The organism is Roseobacter sp., from assembly GCF_045106495.1.
GTDB lineage: Bacteria > Pseudomonadota > Alphaproteobacteria > Rhodobacterales > Rhodobacteraceae > Roseobacter.
In genome coordinates this window covers 321442-343652 of the sequence record NZ_JBGCEQ010000011.1, presented here as the reverse complement: position 1 = coordinate 343652, position 22211 = coordinate 321442, and the positions used below count along the sequence as shown (strand labels likewise).

The window sequence follows — 22211 nt, the reverse complement described above, 5'->3', positions numbered from 1 at the left end:
TGGGTCACAGAGTGCATTTAGGGTAACCGTCGTGCAACATCAAAGATGTATCTACCTGTCACAGTTTCAACAGTCTGTTACCAAACTGTGAACGCACCGCTCAATTTTTAAGTGTTGCGCAACACTCAGCCGACGCTCGCGCCAAGCTGCCAGGCCAACCACACCAGGATCAATCCACTGACAACAATCAGTAACCCAACCTGGCGTATGGCTGCTTCGGGCAGCGCCCGCAAAGCCTCTAGCATCCGCTCAATAAGCGAAGGGGCCAGCGCATAGGCCAGCCCCTCCACAATCATTACAAGCCCAAGTGCAAGCAGCAGCGTGCTCACCGAAGCTCACCTTCTTCCGACCTGGAACCTTGATCCGAGCGCAGATAGTTGAAAAATTCGCTGTCCGGCGACAATACCATTGTTGAATTTCTACCCTGCAAGGCGCGTTCGTAAGCTGTCAGCGACCGGTAAAACTCAAAGAATTCAGGATCCGCTCCAAAGGCTTCGGCAAAGATTGCATTGCGTTCGGCATCGGCCTGACCACGTACGATGTCTGCTTCGCGTGTCGCTTCAGAGGTCAGTTCCACAACTGTCCGGTCGGCCAGGGCGCGCACCCGCTGAGCTGCTTCCTCGCCGCGCGCAATCTCGTCTGCGGCTTCACGTTCCCGTTCCGCACGCATCCTGGCAAAAGTCGCATCCAGGTTCTGCTCGGGCAGGTTGGTTTGCTTCAACCGCACATCGACAACCTCAAGTCCCAAAGGCAAGGCGCGCAGACGCGCTTGCTCGGTGATACGCGCCATCAGCAAGGCCCGGTCCGCCGACAGGATGGTATTCGACGTAACCCCGTCCGAACCCAGAACTTCACGGATAACGGGGTTGAGAATGCGCTCAAGTCGATCTTCGGCACCCCGCAGCCCGTTCACACCAACCGCTTCTCGGAACTGAATCACATCGGAAATTCTGTAACGCGCAAAGGCGTCCACAACCAGTCGACGATCATCTGAAGGGGTGACCTCTGTCACATCCGTATCAAGAGCTTGAATACGGTCATCGTACCGCACAACGTCTTGAATGAACGGTATTTTAAAGGCCAGTCCCGGATCTTCCTTGACGGATTTGATCTGTCCGAACTGCAGGACCAGGGCTTTTTCGCGCTCATCTACAATGAACACAGAACTCAGAACGCCAAAAACGGCGATCACAACAATTGGTATCAAAAATTTGCCGGCACGCATCAGTTCGTCCCTCCTGTAGCGCCACGGCGCAGCTCATTCAGCGGCAGATAGGGGACAACCCCCTGTCCGCCGGATCCGCCACCCAGATCACTCTCTAGGATGATCTTGTCGACATCGGCAAAGACCTTTTCCATGGTCTCCAGGTAAAGCCGCTTGCGGGTCACGTCCGGTGCTTTGGCGTATTCTTCCAAAACAGAGGTGAAACGTGCCGCCTCACCCTGAGCTTCGTTTACTTGCTGGGCACGATAGGCTTCTGCCTGTTCCAATTGGCTGGCGGCTTCACCACGCGCGCCGGCTGTCACCTGGTTGGCGTATGCATCCGCTTGTCGTTCCAGTCTGTCGCGTTGCTGCTCCGCCGCCTGAACTTCGCGGAAGCTGTCAATCACTTCGCGCGGCGGGTCAGCCTTGTCGAGGTTGAGCAGCACAATGTTCACGCCGCTGTCATATTGATCCAGCGTCGATTGAATGAGTTGCTGCGCTTCGTCCGCCACAAGTTGCCGATCGCGGTTGAGGATTGGTGCAAGTTGATTTCTGGCAATCACCTCTCGCATGGCCGATTCAGACACCGCACGAATCGTTTCTTGCGGTTCTGCAAGGTTAAAGAGGAATTTTGCAGGATCATTAATGTTCCAGACCACCTGGAAATCGATGTCGATGATATTTTCATCCGTGGTCAGCATCAGACCGCTGTCTGTGCGCGAACCGATGTCTTCGGTCTGTTGGCGCGTCACCGGTAATACTTCGGCTTTGACAAAAGGCCATGGCGCAAAGTTGAGTCCGGATTCGCCAGTAGCGTAATATTCGCCCAGAAATAACTCAACAGACTGTTCTTCCGGCGCAACCGTGTAGAAGCTCGCGGCTCCCCAGAGGATCAAAGCGCCCAGAGCAACCAATCCGATGGTGCCTCGGGTAAACGCCGGTCCACCTCCGCCGCTGCCGCCGCGACCGCCGCCCTTGTCGGCGCCACCGCCTTTGCCGCCCATCAAAACGCGCAGACGTTCCTGGCCTTTTTTGACCAACTCGTCGATTTCAGGGATTTGAGGGCCTTCACCGCCCGGCCCTCGCGGACCACCGCCGTTGTTGCCACGGTTTCCGCCGCTGGGTTTGTCGTTGTTGTCGCCGGAATTTCCACCGCCGCCGCCCCAGGGGCCGCCATTGTTGCCTGCCATTAAGTCATTTCCCTCCTGAAGCGCTCCCATGAGCGATCAATTTCATGTATAGGTACGCAAGGTTGCGCGGAATTCAAGCTGTTCGCACCGGGGTGCGCATGGTTACAATCTCTTCGGACATGGTCGGGTGAACCGCCACCGTCCGGTCAAAATCCTCTTTCGTCGCGCCCATCTTGATCGCAATGCCCGCCAGCTGGATCATTTCACCCGCGCCCGGTGCGACGATGTGACAACCCAGAACCTTTCGGTTCGCCTTCGAAACAATCAGTTTCATCAAGACCCGGTCCGGTCGGCCCGCAAAAGCAGTCTGCATCGGACGGAACGACGTACAGAAAATCTCGACAGGTTCCTTGTCCCGGGCCTCTTCTTCGCTGAGACCCACAGTGCCCATTTCTGGCTGCGTGAAGATGGCAGACGGGATAAGGCTGTGATCCACTGGCGTCGGGTTAGCATGGAAAACCGTTTCCACAAAGGCCATGCCTTCGCGGATCGCCACGGGCGTTAGGTTCACCCGATCCGTCACGTCGCCAATCGCATAGATCGAGGGCACTGCCGTTTGACTATAATCATCCACTTCGATCTGGCCCCGGCGTCCCAGTTTCACACCAAGCTCTTCCAAACCGATGTCACGTGAATTCGGGTTCCGCCCAGTGGCAAAAAGCACCAAATCAAAGACCTTTTCGGACCCGTTTGTCGCCTTCACCCAAACCGGGCCGCGTGCAGCATCCTTGGACACTTGCGCCGCCATCTGGTCCTGCGCTGCAGCTCCCATCGCAGCATCAGATCCAGTGCCGGCCCGGCTCATCGAGTGATCGGCCTCTGCCGGCGCAATGTCGACGATATTGGTGCCAAGATGCAGATTGATGCCCTTCTCGCGCATCTGCTCGGCGACCAGACCGCGGGCTTCGTCATCAAAACCGCGCAGGATTTGTGCACCGCGATAGTATTGCGTGACCTCGACTCCCAAGCCATTCATGATCCCGGCAAATTCACAGGCTATATAGCCGCCACCAATGATCAGCAGCGATTTGGGCAGGCTTTCCAAATGAAAAATATCGTCCGAAACAATGCCCAAATGGGCATTGGGCATTTCGGGGCGCACCGGATGACCGCCCGTCGCGACCAAAATATGCTTGGCCGACTTGATCTCGCCCGTGGAGAGAGTCACCTCATGTGGTCCCGAGAGAGACGCGCGCGCGTCGAAAGTATCCACACCAGAGCTCTTGAGAAGGTTGCGGTAGACCTGCTCCAGACGATCAAGTTCATCATTCAAGCGCCCTCGAAACGCGGGCCAGTCGAACGGTCCCTGTTGCAGATCCCAGCCATAGGACTGCGCATCTTCAACGACACCCGCATACTCGCTGGCAAAAACCATCAGCTTCTTTGGAACGCAGCCCCGGATCACGCAGGTGCCGCCGTAGCGATCATCTTCGGCCAATGCGACCTTGGCTCCCGCTTCGCCAGCTGCCACACGCGCTGCGCGGACGCCGCCGGATCCGCCACCTATGACAAAGAGGTCATAGTCAAATTCGCTCATGAGGGGGCCTTTCCGGGTATTTCTGTGTTCGCAAAGGGTATATAAGACCGCGCTATGGCTTTACCACAGGGCCGCGGCGCTTTTGGTGTTGTCATCGGGGCGGATCAGTCTGCCAGGTCCGCAAAAAGATTACTCTCTTCGGCGAAATCCACCTGACTGTTCTCAACCGTGCCTGAGTCGATATCCCGAACTTCGACTTTTCCGTCGCCGAAGCCGATGATCACGCGGTCACAAATATCAATGAAAAGCCCGTTTTCGACAACGCCCGGCATCTGGTTCAGGGTCAGGGCAAGCTGCCTTGCATCGCCGATCCGCTTGAGATGCAAGTCGATGATGCGATTGCCCTCATCGGTGGCAAAGGGGGTCGCGCCATCCATCCGCAAACTGGTTTCTCGCCCCAACACATCCATGGAAACCAAGGCTTCTTCCACCAGCTTCTGTGTCGTCTGCAAACCAAAGGGAATAACCTCGATGGGCAAGGGAAAAGCGCCAAGGGTTTCGACCTTTTTACCCACATCGGCAATCACCACCATCTGATCCGAAGCGGTGGCCACGATTTTTTCCTGCAGCAAGGCACCGCCGCCGCCCTTGATCAGGTTCAAATGTCCGTCGAATTCATCGGCCCCATCGATGGTCAGGTCCAGCCATTTGGCTTCGTCAAGAGCGATCACCTCAATGCCTTCGCTTCGGGCCAGTTCTGCGGTGGCCGTGGAGGTCGGCACGGCTTTGATCTTCAACCCATCATTGCGCACCCGCTCGCCCGGACAGCGCCCCAGCCAGGCGGCGGTGGATCCGGTGCCCAGACCGGCGCGCATCCCGCTTTCCACAAGCGCAGCGGCACGTTTGGCGGCGGCGAACTTGGCCTTGTCGATGGGAGACAGTTCAGAGGACATGCGCGCTTTCCTTTTCCAGAGTCGCCCGCCTTATAGAAAACAAGTGCTGCGGGTGCGAGGGGTGATTTTGAACATCCCTGCACGAATTTGCGCCATCCCTGCTTCATCCTGCCATTTCTGCGGCAAACAACCTGTGAAATGTCGCTTTTCAGGAAGTGGGTGCGACGGCATTGGACTAGGTCACAAAGTATGACCGATGCTCCCTACATTCTGCATTACGCACCCGATAATGCATCCTTGGTGATCCGCCTGGCGCTGGAAGAACTGGGCGCGCCCTTTTCCACCTGCCTTGTGGACAGGCGCGCGCGGGGCCAATGCAATCCGAGCTACCTGGCGCTGAACCGCGCTGGCAAAGTTCCCGTCCTTGAGACGATGCAGGGCCCGATCTTCGAAACCGCTGCCATCCTGCTCTGGCTGGCGGACAGGCACGGTGGTCTGGCCCCAGCGCCCAGCGCACCCGACCGCGCCGATACCCTGAAATGGCTGTTCTTTTTGTCCAACACTCTGCATCCCGCTTTGCGCATGCTTTTCTACCCTGCGGCCTATATCGGCGGGCGCGAGGCGGATCAGCACAGACTGCAAAGCCAGACCAGAGAGAACATTCTCGCCCATTTGGCTGTGCTTGATGCCCATTGGCGTCATCGCGACACACCTTCCGTGCTGGAGCTTTACACCGCTCCCATGTTGCGCTGGATCCAGCTCTACCCGCGAAATGCCGATGCGACTTGGTTTGACCTTGCCACCTTCCCTGCCCTACACCGCATGGCAAGGAATATGGAGACCCGCGACAGTACCCGGGCCGCACAAACTGCCGAAGGTCTCGGACCACACCTGTTCACCGCGCCACGCGCGCCCCGTCCGCCCGAGGGAAGTGCACTTTAGATGTTTCTGTCTGTTTTTGATATGTTCAAGGTTGGGATCGGCCCTTCTTCGTCCCATACCATGGGCCCTATGGTGGCTGCCGCGCGCTTTCTCGAGCTGATGCGGGCCTCACCCTTTGCCTTTCACGGCGTGCGCGCCTCTCTGCATGGCTCACTGGCTTTTACGGGGGTTGGTCATGCGACCGACCGCGCAACCATTCTCGGCCTTGCCGGGTTCACGCCTGATACCTATGACGCGGAGCAAGCCGAAAAAACACTGGCCGAGATCAAAGTCACCCACCGCATACATCCCGAGAGCCTACCTGCGCTCTCCTTCGATCCCGCGCAGGATCTGATGTTCGATTTTGACACGGTGCTAAGCGGACATGCCAATGGCATGATGCTGATGGCCACGGATGCGCAGGGCGATGTCACCTTGCGCGAGACCTATTATTCCATTGGCGGCGGGTTCGTACTAACCGAGGCCGAACTGGCCGAAGGTAAAGCCACAGACGAAGGTCCGCCCATACCCTTCCCTTTCAAAACGGCGGCCCAAATGCTTGAGATGTCCGAAGCTTCCGGTCGCACAATTGCCGAAATGAAACGATCCAACGAGACCGCGCGCGGCGGTGTGGATAACCTCAAAACAGGCACCAAACGCTTGTGGCAGGTCATGAACGACTGTATCGAGCGCGGTCTCACCACCGATGGCATCCTGCCCGGCGGATTGTCGGTCAAACGGCGCGCCAAGGGCATCCACGACAAACTGCTGCAAGAACGCGGCATGAACCTGACCGCGCCCCATACCATCAACGACTGGATGAGCGTCTACGCCATGGCCGTGAACGAAGAGAACGCCGCAGGTGGTCAGGTTGTCACCGCCCCCACCAACGGGGCCGCCGGTGTCTTGCCCGCCACGCTTCGGTACTACCTCGATCATGTTCCGGGTGCATCCGAGGCCCGTATTGAGGACTTCCTGCTCACGGCGGCGGCGATCGGAGGTCTGGTGAAATACAACGCCTCCATCTCCGGGGCAGAAGCCGGGTGCCAGGCCGAGGTCGGGTCCGCTGCTGCCATGGCCGCCGCCGGGCTCTGCGCTGTTTTGGGCGGCACCCCCAAGCAGGTCGAAAACGCCGCCGAAATAGCGCTGGAACATCACCTCGGCATGACCTGCGATCCGGTCAAAGGACTGGTGCAGGTGCCTTGCATCGAACGTAATGGCCTCGGCGCCATAAAAGCCGTCTCCGCGGCCTCTCTGTCTCTGCGCGGCGACGGCACCCACCTTGTGCCGCTCGACGCCTGTATCGAGACCATGCGACAGACCGGATTGGACATGTCCGAGAAATACAAGGAAACCTCTCTCGGTGGTTTGGCCGTAAATGTACCAAACTGCTAAAAATTGTGTTCAACCCTCAGGTATTCTTGCATTGATTGAAAGCCGTCTTTAGGCTTGTGCAATGGCCCTAGACAAACCCCTCCTCGGCATCGCCCTGATGCTCGGATTTTGCATCCTGGCACCTGTTGGCGACGCCATTGCCAAGATATTGGGGCAAACCGTGCCCGTGGGACAATTGGTGCTGGTGCGTTTTGCCGTACAGGCACTGGTACTGATTCCCATTGTCTGGGGCACCAAACGGATATGGAAAATGCGCGGCCGGGTTCTGGCTCTGACGTTTACGCGAACAGTGCTGCACATCCTCGGGATCGGTGCGATGGTCACCGCACTCAAATACCTGCCGCTCGCCGACGCCGTAGCCATCGCCTTTGTCATGCCCTTCATCATGCTGCTTTTGGGGCGTTACGCACTGAACGAAGAGGTCGGGTCGCGGCGCATGCTGGCCTGTCTGGTCGGATTTATCGGCACACTTCTGGTGGTACAGCCCAGTTTTTCCCAAGTGGGCTGGCCTGCACTGCTGCCTTTGGCGGTGGCAGTGAATTTTGCGCTTTTCATGCTAGTGACCCGCCAGATTGCCAAGGAAACCGACCCGATCGGCCTTCAGGCCGTGAGCGGCGTCATGGCAGTCGGCATTATGATCCCGGTTTTGTGGGTCTTTCAGGACACCGGTCTTCCACAGCTTCAGGTGATTGCCGTCAGCGCCTATGAAGGATCGCTCCTGCTCAGCATCGGACTCTTGGGCACAATTGCGCATCTGTTGATGACTTGGTCGTTGCGATATGCACCATCAGCAACCCTGGCACCCATGCAGTACTTGGAAATTCCTTTCGCAACCTTGATTGGCTTTCTGGTCTTTGGCGACTGGCCCAACCCGATGGCCTCGGTTGGCATCATGATTACCATGGCGGCAGGTCTCTATGTGGTTCTGCGCGAGCGGGCCAGCGCCCGTGAGCTGGAAGCGCAGCAAGCTGTTTTGTAACGGCGGCCAAAAAATGGCGCGGCAGAATACATAGCATATGGGGGGCATCCACCTGCAGAGCGATGTCACCGGTTGCACAATTAGACGTGCCTGAGACGCCCGCGGGCGAAAAGGCCAAACCGTCTATGGGCCATTGCAATCCCTCTGAGCGACCTGTCACCTCCCCCATTGGAAAGAGTGATACCCGGGTGCCAGCAGGCATCGACAGTGCGAAGTTGCGTGGACACACAAAGATGATGTCCTCGGCGCCCAAGACCACGCAAGTCACATCAGGCCGCATCACAAGGGTGTGCAGCACGCCCAGTTGATGGTCGATCCGACGGCCGGAAAACCCAACGGCCACCACGAACGGCGCATCGATATTGCGCAGCGCTTTGTCGAAATCCGTGCTCATCTGTTCAGGGATCTTGTGAAATCGGTCCTCTGGGATTTGGGCTCGGGCCTCTTGCGAAATCGAATCCATATCGCCGATCACAGCGGCCAGTTCGACACCTGTACGCAGGACCACATCCGCACCGCCATCGGCCGCGACACAAACCGGCGCCAGAGCGAGTGCGGCTCGCAAATCGTCCGATCCAACCGCGCCGCCTCCGACCAAAGTGACTGCTTCAACTTCAATTAAAATTTTTTCGTTCACCGAAGTTTAATGTCCTTTTTAGAAACAGAACACAACAATGCCACGGAATGGTACGTTTTAGAGCACAGATTCGTTTCGCTCTGGACCTGTCTCATTCGGTGAACAGTTCGTTGAGATTACGCAGAGGAAAACCCTCGGATGACGAATAACAATAGAATACTCACGGTCTCCTACGGGACGTTCTCCTGTACCCTGGAAGGGTTTGAGGACTCTTTTGACACCATGAAGGCCATTGCCGAGTATTTTCGGGATCTCTCAGCCGATGACCGTTTCTTTGGGGCGGAACCCACCCAGCCGGATGCCGAAATGCTGGCGCGCATTGCAGAACGTGAGGTGTCGAAACGTGTGGAAGCCCGCAAAGAAGGCGGGCATTTTTTGCTGAAAGCTCATGCTGATACGGCGCCAGAAGCAGCGCAAGACCCGGCACCAGACGCACACGCCGATGCAGATACCGCGCCTACTGAGGAGCCAGAAGCCACGGAAACCGCTCACCAAGCGGACCCCGAGGCCTCGGCCGAGGAGGAAGTTCCGGCAGCGACGCCACCCGTTGATGAGCCCGACGCGGCCGTCGAATCTGCCGGGATCGACGCATCGACCGCCATTGGCTCTGACAGTGAACCGCTTCAGGAATCGGAATCTGAACCCACCATTGCAAAAGAAACGGTTGATCCGGAAGTGAGTGACGCCGCCGTCGAGGAGGCCAGTGCGTCACTCGATCCGGATGAGTCCGTTAAGGTCGAAACCGCCGTCGATCACACCGAAGAGGTTGTGGAAACGTCATCAAACGAGGATGATCCCGCCGTAACCGAACCAGAGACTGAAGAAGCCGAAGCGGCAGAGGCAACCGAGCCGGATGAAGCCCAAGACACGGACTCCGACACCTCGGTCGAGACCGACCCAGCAGGCGAATATGCGCAATCCGATACGGATGAGCCCAGCAACACCAATACCGAAGTCGACCACGCGGAAGAAACCGACGCAGAGATTCACAATGCGGAAGACGATGCAGAGGTCGAAACAGAAATTGACCCAGTCGAAGCCAGCAGCGATGCGCCGGAGACCCCTCAATTTGGCGAGATGCGCTCCCAGCAGGATGATTTCGCCGACGAGATCGAAACACAAGACCTTGCGTTGACCGCAAACACTGAATTGGCGCAGGGCACTGCGAGCGATGCATCCGAAAGTGACGCACCGACCGACGCTGATGATCTGGAAATAGAAGTCTCTTTTGAGACCACTGCGGAAGTAAGCACGTCACAGGTCTCCTCTGACCTTCTGACAGACAGCATGGAGGCCAAGCTTGAGCGGATTCGCGACGTCGTGGCCGAAGAGCCCGAGACCGCGTCTGAAACCGCAGACGCGCTTGATCATCAGCCAGTTTCCAAAGGGGATGACAAAGACGAGTCTGTCGAAGAGACCGCGTCAGAACCCGAAGTTGAACAGGACCCACGGCATGCATTGTTCGAAGCTGTGGCCGGAGAAATCAATGATGCGCTCACTGTTGACGCGCCGATCATCTATGAGTCCGAGCCGCCGGAACCAGCAGATGAACTCGCCAACATTTTAAACCGCCTCGAAGCGGGAAACGACGATATCACGGCAAAGGGTGAAGATGAGCCACAGGCAGCGCAGGCGAGTGAGCTTGCACGCGATGACGAAACTGAAAACCTTTTTTCAAGGGAATTGACTCACGAGGAGGATGCCGACGCGGTGCTTTCATCGGATGACACGACTCCGCCGACATCAAACACGGACGCAGAGACGGTTGCACTGGTTCAAGGACGCGTCATGAAAGTGGATCGCGCCGAATTGGCGGCAGCGATCGAAGCCGGTGATCTTGAAGAATGCGAAGACGCAGACACGCCCACCCTTTCCGATGCCGAAGAGGATGATCTGCAACGTGAGCTGGCTGCGATTACCGGTGACGCAAATGATCAAAGCACCGGAACACAAAACGACCCACCGACAAGCAAGGGCCTGCCATCGGTCGGCCATGATTCCAGCGAAGATGTCTCTCGTTTGATGGCTGAAGCCGATCACCAGATGGAAGACCCCGATGGCGCCACCCGGCGTAACGCATTTTCACATCTGCGCGCCGCCGTTGCAGCACGTTTCGCCGACAGCACCTTGAAGGATCAACCCAACGAAGAAGAAACAACCCAGGCCTATCGCGACGATCTTGCCGAAGCGGTCACGCCCCGCCGTCCGGTTGCGCGTGGCAATCGCACCGAGCGACCGGCAGAGGCCGCCGCCGCACCTCTCAAACTGGTTGCAGAACAACGCATCGATACCGGAATAACTGAGACAACACCTGTCATGCCCCGCCGCGTAGCCGGTGCGTTGGAGGACGACATTGATCAACTGCTCGAGCCCGGTTTTGTAGAATTTGTCGAGGAAGTCGGCGCAACCGAATTGCCGGAGCTGATTGAAGCCGCTGCATCCTACCTATCATTCGTGGCGGGGTATGAACAATTCTCTCGTCCGCAATTGATGAGTCAGTTGCTGCAAATAGACTGTGACCCGTTCAGCCGTGAAGAAGGTTTGCGCTCATTCGGTACACTCTTGCGGACCGGCAAAATCGAAAAAATCAGAGGAGGCCGTTTTACCGCCTCCGATGGCATCGGGTTTCAGCCAGAAGAACTGGCAGTAGGTTAAAAGGCCTAGCGCCGTCTCAGGCACCCTGCGTCGCAAAGTTTGTCAGAATTCAGCCTTCCGGCTTTTCCGGATCCGCCTGCCCGATTCCTTTGAAGACGAATTTAAACGGTAGCGCCCAGACAATGCCGAGCACCACATAAACCAAGAGCTCAACCCACAACGAGGGGCGGTTGATCCAGTTCACCACTGTCACTGCCACAACGACGTAGGCCGGCAGTCCGATCAACAGGATCAACAAGGAAAGTCGGCGGCGGGCTTTATAGCTGAAGTTCATGGCGCTTTCTCAATCGGCGAACGGATCCGTGACCAGAATTGTGTCTTCCCTCTCCGGAGATGTAGAGAGTAGCGCGACCGGGCAATTGATCAACTCTTCCACCCGCCGCACGTATTTGATCGCATTGGCAGGCAAGTCAGCCCAACTGCGCGCGCCTTCTGTCGACTCCTGCCAACCTGGCATTTCCTCGTAAATCGGCGTGCAGCGGGCCTGATGATCCGCCGCTGTCGGCAGATAATCCACACCTGCGCCATCCAATTCGTAGCCCACACAAATCTTCAAAGTGTCAAACCCGTCCAGAACGTCCAGCTTGGTGAAAGCGATGCCATTCACGCCGGACGTGGCGCAGGTCTGGCGCACAAGCACCGCATCAAACCATCCACACCGGCGCTTGCGCCCCGTCACCGTGCCAAATTCATGCCCCCGCTCACCGAGCCGTTGGCCATCGGCATCATCAAGTTCTGCCGGAAACGGCCCTTCTCCGACGCGCGTGGTATAGGCTTTCACGATCCCCAGGACGAAATCGATCGAACCCGGTCCGATGCCCGTGCCCGTTGCCGCCTGCCCTGCGATCACATTCGAGGAGGTCACAAAAGGGTACGTCCCGAAATCGATGTCCAACAAGGCCCCTTGCGCGCCTTCAAACAAGATGCGCTTGCCCGCCTTGCGCTGCTCGTTCAGCACTTTCCACACCGGTGCGGCGTATTCCAAAACGGTCGGGGCGATCTCACGCAGCGCGACCAGCAGGGCATCCCGATCCACCGGCTCCAATCCCAGCCCCCGACGCAGCGCATCGTGATGCACCAGCGCCCGGTCCACACGCAACGCCAGCGTGGCTTCATCGGCCAGATCTGCAACACGCACCGACCGGCGGCCCACTTTGTCTTCATAGGCCGGGCCAATCCCGCGCCCGGTTGTGCCGATCTTGGCAACCGATATCTGCGCTTCGCGCGCACGGTCCAGCTCTCCGTGGATCGGCAAGATCAAGGGCGTGTTTTCCGCAATCATCAGTGTTTCAGGCGTAATTTCAACGCCTTGGCCCCGCAATCCCTTGATCTCATTCTCCAGATGCCAGGGATCAAGAACCACACCGTTGCCAATGACGCTCAATTTACCGCCGCGCACAATGCCCGAGGGCAGCAGGCTCAGCTTGAACACCTCGCCATCAATGACCAGCGTATGCCCGGCGTTATGCCCGCCCTGGAACCGCGCAATGATATCGGCGCGTTCTGAGAGCCAGTCGACGATCTTGCCTTTTCCCTCATCGCCCCATTGAGCGCCGACAACGACAACATTTGCCATGACTGGTCCTTTTTCATGTACTTGAAACCCGCGCCGGTATAGCCGCGTCGTTCCATCGGGGAAAGGCGAAAAGAGTCTCGCCCCATATGTAAATTCGCGACCCTCGGGCCATGGACAAATCTGCCCCCCTGCAGGTAACTACCGAAGCAGGCAACGCAAGGATTTGGAACCATCATGATAGGGTTTTTGACACGCTGGTTTTTCGCTTTCGCGCTGTTGGCGCTGACGTTCAACCCTACACAATATAACTATGTGGCTTGGGTGGGCACATACGGGTCGATCAACCTTTCCGTCGCGGTGCTGCTGGCCCTCATCCTGGCGGTCGGCTACATAATTTATCTGCGCGCGACACTGCGCTCGATTGGTGCCTTTGGCATGGCTCTTGTTCTGGCGCTCGTCGGCGCGGGGGTCTGGGTGCTGTACGATCTGGGCGTGCTGCACTTGAACAGCCCGCATGTGAACGTCTGGCTGGCGCTTTTCGCCTTGTCGCTGGTCCTGGGCATCGGGTTGAGCTGGAGCCATGTGCGCCGGGCATTGTCAGGTCAGTCAGATGTGGATGACATCGACGATTAACGCTGCATCCTGTCCGTCACGGCGTTTTGAACTTGAACCTCGCGACTCAAGCATTAGTCGTACAACCGAACTGGTGACCCGTGCGCCGTGCTGAGGTAGGCGTTTTCCCAAGCCGCCTTGGTGGTGCTCAAATCGCCTGCATCCGCCATGCCCATGCTCGCCAGCAAATCTTCCAGCGTTTCCAGCCATGCGGCAAAATAGTCATCGCCGCCATCCAGCTCCCGGTCCAGCCCTCTGCGTTTCAACGTGGCACCAAAACGGGCGGCCCAATCCGGCCAGGCGAAATGACCCGCTTCGTGCAAAACCACGGTGATGGCAAAAACCTCAGCATGCCATGGTGCTACAAACGCGGGTTCCGGCGGGCCATTCACGCGGGCGCCAGATAGCTTTGCCACAGGTCCAGCACAACGCGGTCGCCCGGGTGTTCCGGATGTGTCCAAAGCTCCGACGCGGCAAAGGACACCGCATAGAGCGGCTCGGACCCATCACCCAGCTGATGCGCGGACAGATCCGGCAAGATATGCGTGCCATGAAACCGCACCACCCGGCCCACAGCACCGGCGGCATATTGCGGCAACCGGGTGTGCCCGCCATCGACAAATGTGTTGGCCGCAGTCCGTCGCGTCCGCACGGCATCTCCCGGTTTGAAAAGGGCCGCGACCTTGCTGGGTCGATCCGCAGGCCCGCCCTTGGCCAGCACCGCCGCCACCTTGTCCGCCGCCAGGGTTCTGTCCGCGCGCGGCTGCGGGTCGGCATCTGCGGCAGCCAGTTCATCGCGACTCACAAGCCCCTTTTCAACCAGCAAATCCGCCAGACCGGCCATCCATTTCTCGTAGTACGAAAACCCCGCGTAATCCATCGGAGCCAGTTTTTCGCGCGCATGGCGTGACACATCGATGTTCCAGGCCCCGTGTGCCCCGGCAGCCAGAGTGACGGCCAGCGCCCGCGCGTGCCAATCCGCGTGGAAAACGTCCCCTTCCGGCTCCGGGATCACCGGCCCGTCGCCATAGCGCCCGCCCATATCGTGCGGTCGGCTCATCCCGGGGCCTCCTGTGATGCATCACCCGGCGGCAGCGGCAGACCCGTACCAATCATGCTGTCCCGGGTCACAAGTGCCATCAGCGCCTCTTCGGCCATACCATCAGTGCCCGCCGGGCGCTGCGGGATCACCAGATACCGTATCTCAGCTGTTGAATCCCAGACCTGCACGGCGACCTCGTCAGGCAGCACAACGCCAAAATCCGCCAGCACGGCGCGCGGCGCGCGTACGGTGCGCGCCCGGTAGGCATCGGATTTGTACCACGTGGGCGGAATGCCCAGCAACGGCCATGGGTAGCAACTGCACAGCGTGCAAACGACCATGTTGTGGATCTCGGGGGTGTTCTCCAACGCCACCATATGTTCACCCTGCCGACCGTAGTAGCCCATCTCGGACACAACCGCCGTCGCGTCCTCCAGAAGCCGCGCCTTGAACGCCGGATCGCTCCAGGCACGCGCCACCACACGGGCACCGTTGCGCGGCCCGATCTTGTTTTCATAGGTGTCGATGATGGCATCCAAAGCCGCAGGATCAATCAGACCCTTGCGGGTCAGGATCGTCTCCAACGCCTTGACGCGCAGAGCCGGTTCAGGCGGCAACAAACTATGCGGGTGATCGGGATCATCATGGGGCATGGGTGCATCTTTGCGGCGCAACTCGGGTATTGTCCAGTTCTTCAAAGGCAGACTTATCCACAGGCTGAAATTTAAATGAGATTTTCAATGCAATTTATGGTAGTGTGTTTGCATGAAGCGAGTCTGCAGCACCTCAATTCCAGGATAACCCTCTTAGTCTGCGTGCATGAGAGAGTAGCTTCGACAGACCGTCGCCCGGATCAAACCGATGGTGGCGGTCTTGCCTCGTGTAACCCCCGCCGGATTTGACGCTTTCCTCCCTTGCGAGCGGGAAGAAACTTCCCTAGATACCGCGAAAGCGAAAACAAACCCGCAGGTCCTTAATGGAAAATGTCGTCCTGATCGTCCACCTTATTCTGGCGCTGAGCCTGATCGCTGTTGTTCTGCTGCAGCGCTCCGAAGGCGGTGGCCTGGGCATGGGCGGCGGTGGCGGTGGTGCCATGACAGGGCGCGCGGCGGCAACCGCATTGGGCAAACTCACCTGGTTGCTGGCGATCGCCTTCATCTGTACCTCCATCACGCTGACGATTTTCGCCGCTGAAAATGCGTCCGGGTCTTCGGTGGTTGACCGCCTGGGCATCACGCCTCCTGCACTCAATGAATCCAGCACGCCAGCGGTGCCGGACAGCGACGCATTGCTGCCCCCCGGACCGGGTGACGACGCGCCGCTTGTACCCCTGGCAGACTGAGTTCCAACTACAACCCCTTGCGGAACTGCGAGAATTCGCAACATCATGTTGCGGTACTCCTTGCTTTTCCACTACGAATCCTGTTACACTTAAGTCCCGTGGAGCTGTGATTTTCACAGTCTTTTCGCGCGGTCTTTCTCACACCGCCAAGATGCACGGGAGCATACCGAACCATGGCACGTTATATCTTCATCACCGGTGGTGTGGTGTCTTCGCTGGGCAAAGGTCTGGCTTCGGCGGCACTTGGCGCGCTGTTGCAGGCGCGTGGCTTTTCGGTGCGTCTGCGCAAACTTGATCCCTACCTCAACGTCGATCCCGGCACCATGTCGCCCTTCGAGCATGGCGAGGTCTTCGTGACCGATGATGGCGCGGAAACCGATCTTGATCCGGGCCACAACGAACGCTCCACAGGCGCCTCCGCCCGCCATACTGATTCCGTCTCCTCGGGGCGGATCTATTCCACCGTGCTCGAAAAAGAACGTCGGGGCGACTATCTGGGCAAAACCATTCAGGTCATTCCCCATGTGACCAACGAGATCAAAGCCTTTCTGGATGTGGGCGGGGATGAGGTCGATTTCATGCTCTGCGAGATCGGCGGCACCGTGGGCGACATCGAGGGGCTGCCGTTTTTCGAAGCCATCCGGCAATACAGCCACGACAAACCGCGCGGCCAGTGCATCTTTATGCATCTGACCCTGCTGCCCTATCTCGCGGCCTCTGGTGAATTGAAAACCAAACCGACGCAACACTCGGTCAAGGAATTGCAAAGCATTGGGATCGCGCCCGATATTCTGGTCTGCCGCTCTGAGCAACCAATCCCCGAAAAGGAACGCGAAAAGATCGCGCTTTTCTGCAATGTGCGGAAAGAGTCTGTGGTGGCTGCCTATGATCTCAAGACCATCTACGACGCGCCGCTGGCCTATCACGAACAGGGGCTCGATCAGGCCGTGCTGGACGCCTTCGACATCTCGCCCGCGCCCAAACCTGACCTGTCTGTCTGGCGTGACGTTTCTGACCGGGTGCACAACCCCGAAGGCGAGGTCAAAGTCGCGATTGTCGGCAAAGATACCCAGCTCGAAGACGCCTATAAATCCATTGCCGAGGCGCTGACCCATGGCGGCATGGCCAACCGCGTCAAGGTCAAGGTGGAATGGGTCGATGCCGAGGTCTTCGACCAGGCCGAAGATCTCGCCCCGCATCTCGAAGGCTACCACGCGATTCTGGTGCCCGGCGGTTTTGGCGAGCGCGGCACCGAAGGCAAGATCAAGGCGGCCGAATTCGCCCGGACCCGCAAAGTGCCCTATTTGGGCATTTGCCTCGGCATGCAGATGGCGGTGATCGAAGCCGCCCGCAATGTGGCGGACATCAAATCCGCCGGATCAGAGGAATTTGACCACGAAGCTGGCAAGAAACGCTTTGAACCCGTCGTGTACCACCTCAAGGAATGGGTGCAGGGCAACGCCAAAGTGTCCCGCAAAGTCGGCGACGACAAGGGCGGCACCATGCGTCTGGGCGCCTATGATGCAGTCCTGTCGGAAGGGTCGAAAGTGGCCGAGGTCTACGGCACAACCACTATCGACGAACGGCACCGGCACCGCTATGAGGTCGACATCAAATACCGCGACCAGCTTGAAAAAACAGGGCTGAGGTTTTCCGGCATGTCGCCCGATGGCAAGCTGCCCGAGATCGTCGAGTGGCCGGATCACCCATGGTTCATCGGGGTGCAGTTCCATCCCGAGCTGAAATCCAAACCCTTTACCCCGCACCCGCTCTTCAAGGATTTCGTGCGCGCGGCCAAGGATATCTCGCGGCTGGTCTGAGCCCGGCGCTCTCGCGGGCAGCAGGACAATATTGCCCATTCTCCACTTACGGCCACAACGGCAAAAAAACCATGTCGCGCGGATTGCACCCTGCCCCAAGGGGCGCGGTCTTCACTCCAGGCTATCCAAATGCCACTCATCTCGCGCCAGTTTTGCCCCTACAAATCCTCTAGCCGCGGCCTGACACGCTGCGCTGGTAGCGATCCAGTTCCTCAATCAGTTTCCGACCGGTCGGAACACTCTCGCGCATGCAAAACTCATTCCAGATGGCCCCGAACGGCATGTCTTTGAACTCTTCAGTGACCGTCAACCGCGTTGTAAAATCAAGCGCCGTCTCGGCTGATTTCAGGGTTTCCAGCGGCATCAACAGCGCGCGCAGCAAAGCTTTTTGCATGTTGCGGGTGCCAATGACCCATGCTGCGGTCCGGCTGATGGTCGCATCAAAGAAATCGAGCCCGATGTGCGTGCGGCCAAGCAGATCTGCGCTGACAAGCTCCTGCGCCATTTGAAGGATATCGTCGTTGAGCAGGATCACATGGTCGCTGTCCCACCGCATGGGGCGTGAAACATGCAGCAGGATTTCGTCCAGTGACAAGGCGACGGCACTGAGCTTGTCGGCGATGTTTTCGGTTGGGTGGAAGTGACCCATATCCAGGCACAACAGCGTCCCCTTGCGGATGGCATAGCCCATGTAAAACTCATGGCTGCCGACGGTACATGCCTCCACACCGATCCCGAAAAGCTTGCTTTCGACGGCGTCCAGCATCTGTGCCTTGTCCTGCGGCGGGGCCAGCATGGCGTCAAGCGACGCCTCCAGCCGTGCGCGCGCAGACATCCGGTCGACAGGCGTGTCCTTGTACCCGTCGGGCACCCAGATGTTATTGACGCAGGGCAATCCCAAAGCCGCGCCCATTTGCGCTGCGATCTCTCGGGAACGCTGGCCATGTTCGATCCAGAAATCGCGAATGCCCTGATCGGGGTGGCTCAGCGTCAGGTTGTCGTCCGCCTTGGCATGCGCAAAAAAGGTCGGGTTGAAATCCAAACCGATGCCGAGATCTTTGGCCCAGTCGACCCAAGGGGCAAAATGCAGGTATTCTATTGCGTCGCGGTCGGGGTTTGCATCGGTGTCCAGATACATCGCATGCAGGTTCAACCGGTGATTTCCCGGGATCATCGCGTAGGCAAATTCCAGATCGGCGCGCAATTCATCTGGTGTACGGGCCCGGCCGGGATGGTTACCCGTCGCCTGTATGCCGCCCCCGGAGGATCCGGATCTCTGTTCGAACCCCACCACGTCATCACCCTGCCAGCAGTGCATCGAAATCGGGATTGACCGGACCCGTTGCAATGCGGCTTCGGTATCAACGCCCCAATCGGAAAATGCCGCTTTGGCTGTTTCATAGCTCATGGCTTTTCCTATCGCGTGAAGGCTTGGACGTTGCCGGCATCCACATTGATGATGTTACCGGTTGATTTGGAAGACGTCTCAGCCGCAAAGAAATAGCACGCTTCGGCAATATCCTCCGGCAAGACCGAGCGCTTGAGCAAGGATCGCTGGCGATACATCTCTTCCAGCCCGTCCTTGTCGGTGCCATAGGTGTCTGCGCGTTGATCCAGCCAGTCACCTTCCCAGATCTTTGAACCGCGCAGCACAGCGTCCGGGTTGACCACGTTGACGCGTATGCCCGCTTCGGCACCTTCAAGGGCAAGGCACCGTGCCAGATGAATGGCCGACGCCTTGGCCGTGCAATAGGCCGCTGCATTGGGCGAGGCCGCGAGGCCGTTCTTGGAGGCCACAAATACCACCGCACCACCCATGTCCTGCACCCGCATCAACTTGAACGCCGCACGGCTGACCAGAAAATATCCAGTAGACAGGATATCCATGTTGTTGTTCCAAAGCGCCAAAGAGGTGTCTTCGATCGGGGCCGAAGAGGCGATGCCCGCATTGGACACCAGAATATCAACGCCGCCGAATTCAACCACCGCATCGGCAAAACCGGCTGCAACCGCATCTTCGCTGGTGACGTCCATGCTGATCCTGCTCACCACGTCCTTGCCATAGGTATTGGCCAGACTTTCCTGGGTCGATGCCAGCGCGTCCTCGTTGATGTCCGCCAGCACCACACAAGCACCTTCGTCCAGATAGCGCCTGGCCGTGGCCGCACCGATACCACCGGCACCGCCTGTGACCAGCGCGACCCGACCGGCGAGTGACTTGGGCTTTGGCATGCGCTGCAGCTTGGCTTCTTCCAGCAACCAGTACTCGATATCAAAAGCCTCCTGTTCGGGCAGACCCTGATATTCGCTGACAGCAGAGGCACCGCGCATCACATTGATTGCATTGACATAAAACTCGCCCGAGATGCGCGCCGTCGCCTTGTCCTTGGCAAAGGTGATCATGCCAACGCCCGGCACTAGATACACCACAGCATTCGGGTCTCGCAGTGCCGGGCTGTCGTCATGTTTGCACCGTTCGTAGTAGGCCGCATAATCACGACGGTAGGCGTCTACCCGATCGGGCAGCCCGTCAAGAACCGCGTCAATATTGCCGGTGGCGGGGTCAAATGGGATCAGCAGCGGGCGGATTTTTGTACGCAGAAAATGGTCAGGGCAGGATGTGCCCAGGGCGGCAAGCGGTTCCAGATCCCGTGCATTGACGAACTCAAGAACGCCCGCGCTGTCGTTGAAATGGCCCACCATATGCTGATTGCCGGACACGAAACCCCGGATCGCCGGCATCAGACGCGCTGCGATGGCACGCCGCTCCTCCGGCGGCAGGCTGTGGTGAACAGGACCCCCAAAGGCGGCCACACCATCACTGCGGTCTGCCAGCCATTTGGTTGCCACATTGATGACGTCGATGGTCTGGTCATAACAGGTCTTGGCGGTGTCGCCCCAAGTGAAAAGGCCGTGGCTTTCGAGCACCACGCCGTCGGCATCCGGGTTTTCCAGGCAGAATGTCTCAAGCCACAGGCCCAGTTCATACCCGGGCTTCTTCCAGGGCAGCCAGCCAATGCGCTTGCCGAAAATCTCCTGCGTCAGTTCTTTGGAGCTCTTCGACGCGGCGATGGCAATGATGGCATCGGCATGCACGTGGTCCACATGCTTGCGCGGCACATAGGCATGCAGCGGGGTGTCGATCGAGGCCGCCCGCTGATTGAGGTTGAACGTGCAGTGCGGCAGGTAACCCACCATCTCATCCTCAAAATCCACGCCGCGGTACAGGGACCTCAGCCTGCGCAGCTTGTCCATATAGAGCGTGGCAAAACCGTCCATCTTGATCGAGCCGATGTCGCCGCCCGAACCCTTGACCCACAGCACCTCGACGTCGTCACCGGTCAGAGGGTCCGTCTCCATCACTTTGGCCGATGTGTTGCCGCCGCCATAGTTGGTCACACGCTTGTCCGAGCCAAGAATGTTGGAGCGATAAAGCAACAGGTCCGATTCGCTCATCCCGCGCGCCACATCGTCATCCCAGCGGCTTTCAAGAAGCTGCGTTTGCACTGTTTTCAACATGTTTCCTCCCGGTCGACGCTTTGCGCCCATCACTGATGATCTCATTTAAGCTGGTCGGAGTGCGGCGGTTTGTCAATCACAAACAATCATAAGCAATCATGCTGCACTGCAATATGGTTGATATTGATCGAAACTGATTGACAGATACCGCGAATCTCGACAGTTTGTGAGATCAGGGAGGCCAGCAATGCACGAAAAGGAACGCCACACGATCATTCTGTCAGCGGTCGAAGAACGGCCCGTTGTCACAGTGATCGAACTTTGCAATCTGACCGGCGCGTCAGAGGCAACGGTCCGGCGCGATATTGCAACGCTGGACGAGGATAAGCTGCTTCGCCGTGTGCGTGGCGGTGCCGAAGCCCTGAGCCCGCCGCAATTCGTTGGGCTGGCCGGGCGTCCGTTTTCGGTCAACGAAGCCATGTATATCGAGGAAAAGCAGGCCATCGCGGCCGCCGCCGTCGATCTTTGTGCGGATGGCGATGCGATCATCATCAACGGTGGGACGACCACATTCCAAATGGTACACCCGTTGGCCAGTCGTCGGTTGCAGGTGTTCACCAACTCCTTTCCGATTGCCGAGCATCTGCTCAAACACTCAAAGAACACGATCATGTTGTCCGGCGGCACCATTTACCGCGAACAGAACATCATTCTGTCGCCCTTTGACAACGACGTGACACGCAACTTTTGCGCCCGGCGCATGTTCATGGGCGCGCAGGGTTTGGGCCCGCTCGGGCTGATGGAGGCGGACCCGCTGCTCATTCAGGCGGAGCAGAAACTGATCGGGCAGGCAGACGAGTTGGTCGTGCTGGCGGACAGCACAAAATTCCAGCAACGCTCAAGCCTGGTTCTATGCCCGCTGAACCGGATCACAACCGTCATCACCGATGACCGGATCACAGACAAGGCGGCCATCATGCTCGAAGCCGCCGAAGTGACGCTGATCGTTACCCAGACGGGGAGCGCTCAGAAAAACGTGGCCTCCTGAAAGGGGCTAAACAAGCGAACG

General features: G+C 58.3%; 21 protein-coding genes. 8 read left to right on the top strand and 13 right to left on the bottom strand.

The genetic code is table 11. The features are described from left to right. Positions 1–125: 125 nt before the first annotated feature. The 5 genes from AB8B75_RS10200 to rpiA form a co-directional block, all read right to left on the bottom strand. Entirely contained in the window at positions 126–329 is a 204-nt protein-coding gene (locus tag AB8B75_RS10200; protein WP_405361935.1) for a DUF2065 domain-containing protein, read from the bottom strand. Then, on the bottom strand, positions 326–1225 hold the full coding sequence (gene hflC, locus AB8B75_RS10195; RefSeq protein WP_405361933.1) for a protease modulator HflC: 900 nt from the start codon (positions 1223–1225) through the stop codon (positions 326–328). Before hflC ends, AB8B75_RS10200 begins: the two co-directional genes overlap by 4 nt. Next, complete coding sequence (gene hflK, locus AB8B75_RS10190) at positions 1225–2394, bottom strand: FtsH protease activity modulator HflK (RefSeq protein ID WP_405361931.1); 1170 nt, start codon at positions 2392–2394, stop codon at positions 1225–1227. Before hflK ends, hflC begins: the two co-directional genes overlap by 1 nt. Positions 2395–2467: 73 nt before the next feature. Further along, positions 2468–3931, bottom strand: coding sequence for an FAD-dependent oxidoreductase (locus AB8B75_RS10185; protein WP_405361929.1), 1464 nt, complete (start codon positions 3929–3931; stop codon positions 2468–2470). 104 nt (positions 3932–4035) lie between these two features. Further along, positions 4036–4824 carry a ribose-5-phosphate isomerase RpiA gene (gene rpiA, locus AB8B75_RS10180; protein ID WP_405361927.1) on the bottom strand — a complete coding sequence of 263 codons (789 nt, stop codon included), beginning with the start codon at positions 4822–4824 and terminating at the stop codon, positions 4036–4038. A gap of 189 nt (positions 4825–5013) precedes the next feature. On the opposite strand from rpiA, the gene AB8B75_RS10175 reads away from it, so the two are divergent. The 3 genes from AB8B75_RS10175 to AB8B75_RS10165 all read left to right on the top strand — a co-directional run bounded on the left by AB8B75_RS10175 (position 5014) and on the right by AB8B75_RS10165 (position 8059). Beyond that, positions 5014–5706, top strand: coding sequence for a glutathione S-transferase family protein (locus tag AB8B75_RS10175; protein ID WP_405361925.1), 693 nt, complete (start codon positions 5014–5016; stop codon positions 5704–5706). Further along, the gene (locus tag AB8B75_RS10170) at positions 5707–7080 is read left to right on the top strand and encodes an L-serine ammonia-lyase (protein WP_405361923.1); all 1374 of its coding nucleotides are present in this window, start codon (positions 5707–5709) and stop codon (positions 7078–7080) included. 61 nt (positions 7081–7141) lie between these two features. Continuing rightward, entirely contained in the window at positions 7142–8059 is a 918-nt protein-coding gene (locus AB8B75_RS10165) for a DMT family transporter (RefSeq protein WP_405361921.1), read from the top strand. Here the strand turns inward: AB8B75_RS10165 and AB8B75_RS10160 are convergent. After that, entirely contained in the window at positions 7977–8696 is a 720-nt protein-coding gene (locus AB8B75_RS10160) for a thiamine diphosphokinase (RefSeq protein WP_405361919.1), read from the bottom strand. The genes AB8B75_RS10165 and AB8B75_RS10160 overlap by 83 nt on opposite strands. A 138-nt stretch (positions 8697–8834) precedes the next feature. On the opposite strand from AB8B75_RS10160, the gene AB8B75_RS10155 reads away from it, so the two are divergent. Continuing rightward, positions 8835–11351 (top strand): hypothetical protein, encoded by a 2517-nt coding sequence (locus tag AB8B75_RS10155; protein ID WP_405361917.1) that lies wholly within the window; start codon positions 8835–8837, stop codon positions 11349–11351. A 49-nt stretch (positions 11352–11400) separates the two neighbouring features. Here the strand turns inward: AB8B75_RS10155 and AB8B75_RS10150 are convergent, their stop codons facing one another. Beyond that, positions 11401–11625: a DUF2842 domain-containing protein gene (locus tag AB8B75_RS10150; protein WP_405361915.1), complete on the bottom strand. Its 225-nt coding sequence runs from the start codon at positions 11623–11625 to the stop codon at positions 11401–11403. A gap of 9 nt (positions 11626–11634) precedes the next feature. After that, positions 11635–12927 (bottom strand): adenylosuccinate synthase, encoded by a 1293-nt coding sequence (locus AB8B75_RS10145; RefSeq protein WP_405361913.1) that lies wholly within the window; start codon positions 12925–12927, stop codon positions 11635–11637. Positions 12928–13101: 174 nt separating this feature from the next. Between AB8B75_RS10145 and AB8B75_RS10140 the strand changes: the two genes are divergently transcribed. After that, a complete protein-coding gene (locus AB8B75_RS10140) occupies positions 13102–13500 on the top strand; it encodes a DUF6524 family protein (protein WP_405361911.1) in 399 nt (132 codons plus the stop codon). A 53-nt stretch (positions 13501–13553) separates the two neighbouring features. On the opposite strand, the gene AB8B75_RS10135 is transcribed toward AB8B75_RS10140, so the two are convergent. From AB8B75_RS10135 to nthA, 3 genes are read right to left on the bottom strand one after another with little or no spacing between them, the layout of a single operon-like run. Then, entirely contained in the window at positions 13554–13871 is a 318-nt protein-coding gene (locus tag AB8B75_RS10135) for a nitrile hydratase accessory protein (RefSeq protein ID WP_405361909.1), read from the bottom strand. Then, complete coding sequence (gene nthB, locus AB8B75_RS10130) at positions 13868–14539, bottom strand: nitrile hydratase subunit beta (protein ID WP_405361907.1); 672 nt, start codon at positions 14537–14539, stop codon at positions 13868–13870. Before nthB ends, AB8B75_RS10135 begins: the two co-directional genes overlap by 4 nt. After that, positions 14536–15174 carry a nitrile hydratase subunit alpha gene (gene nthA / locus AB8B75_RS10125; RefSeq protein ID WP_405361905.1) on the bottom strand — a complete coding sequence of 213 codons (639 nt, stop codon included), beginning with the start codon at positions 15172–15174 and terminating at the stop codon, positions 14536–14538. The genes nthB and nthA overlap by 4 nt, the downstream gene beginning before the upstream one ends. Before the next feature lie 323 nt (positions 15175–15497). On the opposite strand from nthA, the gene secG reads away from it, so the two are divergent. Then, positions 15498–15863 carry a preprotein translocase subunit SecG gene (gene secG / locus AB8B75_RS10120; protein WP_405361903.1) on the top strand — a complete coding sequence of 122 codons (366 nt, stop codon included), beginning with the start codon at positions 15498–15500 and terminating at the stop codon, positions 15861–15863. A 173-nt stretch (positions 15864–16036) separates the two neighbouring features. Beyond that, positions 16037–17683, top strand: a complete 1647-nt coding sequence (locus AB8B75_RS10115; RefSeq protein WP_405361901.1) for a CTP synthase — start codon at positions 16037–16039, stop codon at positions 17681–17683. A gap of 169 nt (positions 17684–17852) precedes the next feature. Here AB8B75_RS10115 and AB8B75_RS10110 read toward each other — a convergent pair whose 3' ends face one another. Then, positions 17853–19091 (bottom strand): L-rhamnose isomerase, encoded by a 1239-nt coding sequence (locus AB8B75_RS10110; RefSeq protein WP_405361899.1) that lies wholly within the window; start codon positions 19089–19091, stop codon positions 17853–17855. A gap of 8 nt (positions 19092–19099) precedes the next feature. After that, positions 19100–21202 carry a bifunctional rhamnulose-1-phosphate aldolase/short-chain dehydrogenase gene (locus tag AB8B75_RS10105; protein WP_405361897.1) on the bottom strand — a complete coding sequence of 701 codons (2103 nt, stop codon included), beginning with the start codon at positions 21200–21202 and terminating at the stop codon, positions 19100–19102. 187 nt (positions 21203–21389) lie between these two features. On the opposite strand from AB8B75_RS10105, the gene AB8B75_RS10100 reads away from it, so the two are divergent. Beyond that, positions 21390–22190: a DeoR/GlpR family DNA-binding transcription regulator gene (locus AB8B75_RS10100; RefSeq protein WP_405361895.1), complete on the top strand. Its 801-nt coding sequence runs from the start codon at positions 21390–21392 to the stop codon at positions 22188–22190. Positions 22191–22211: the final 21 nt, after the last annotated feature.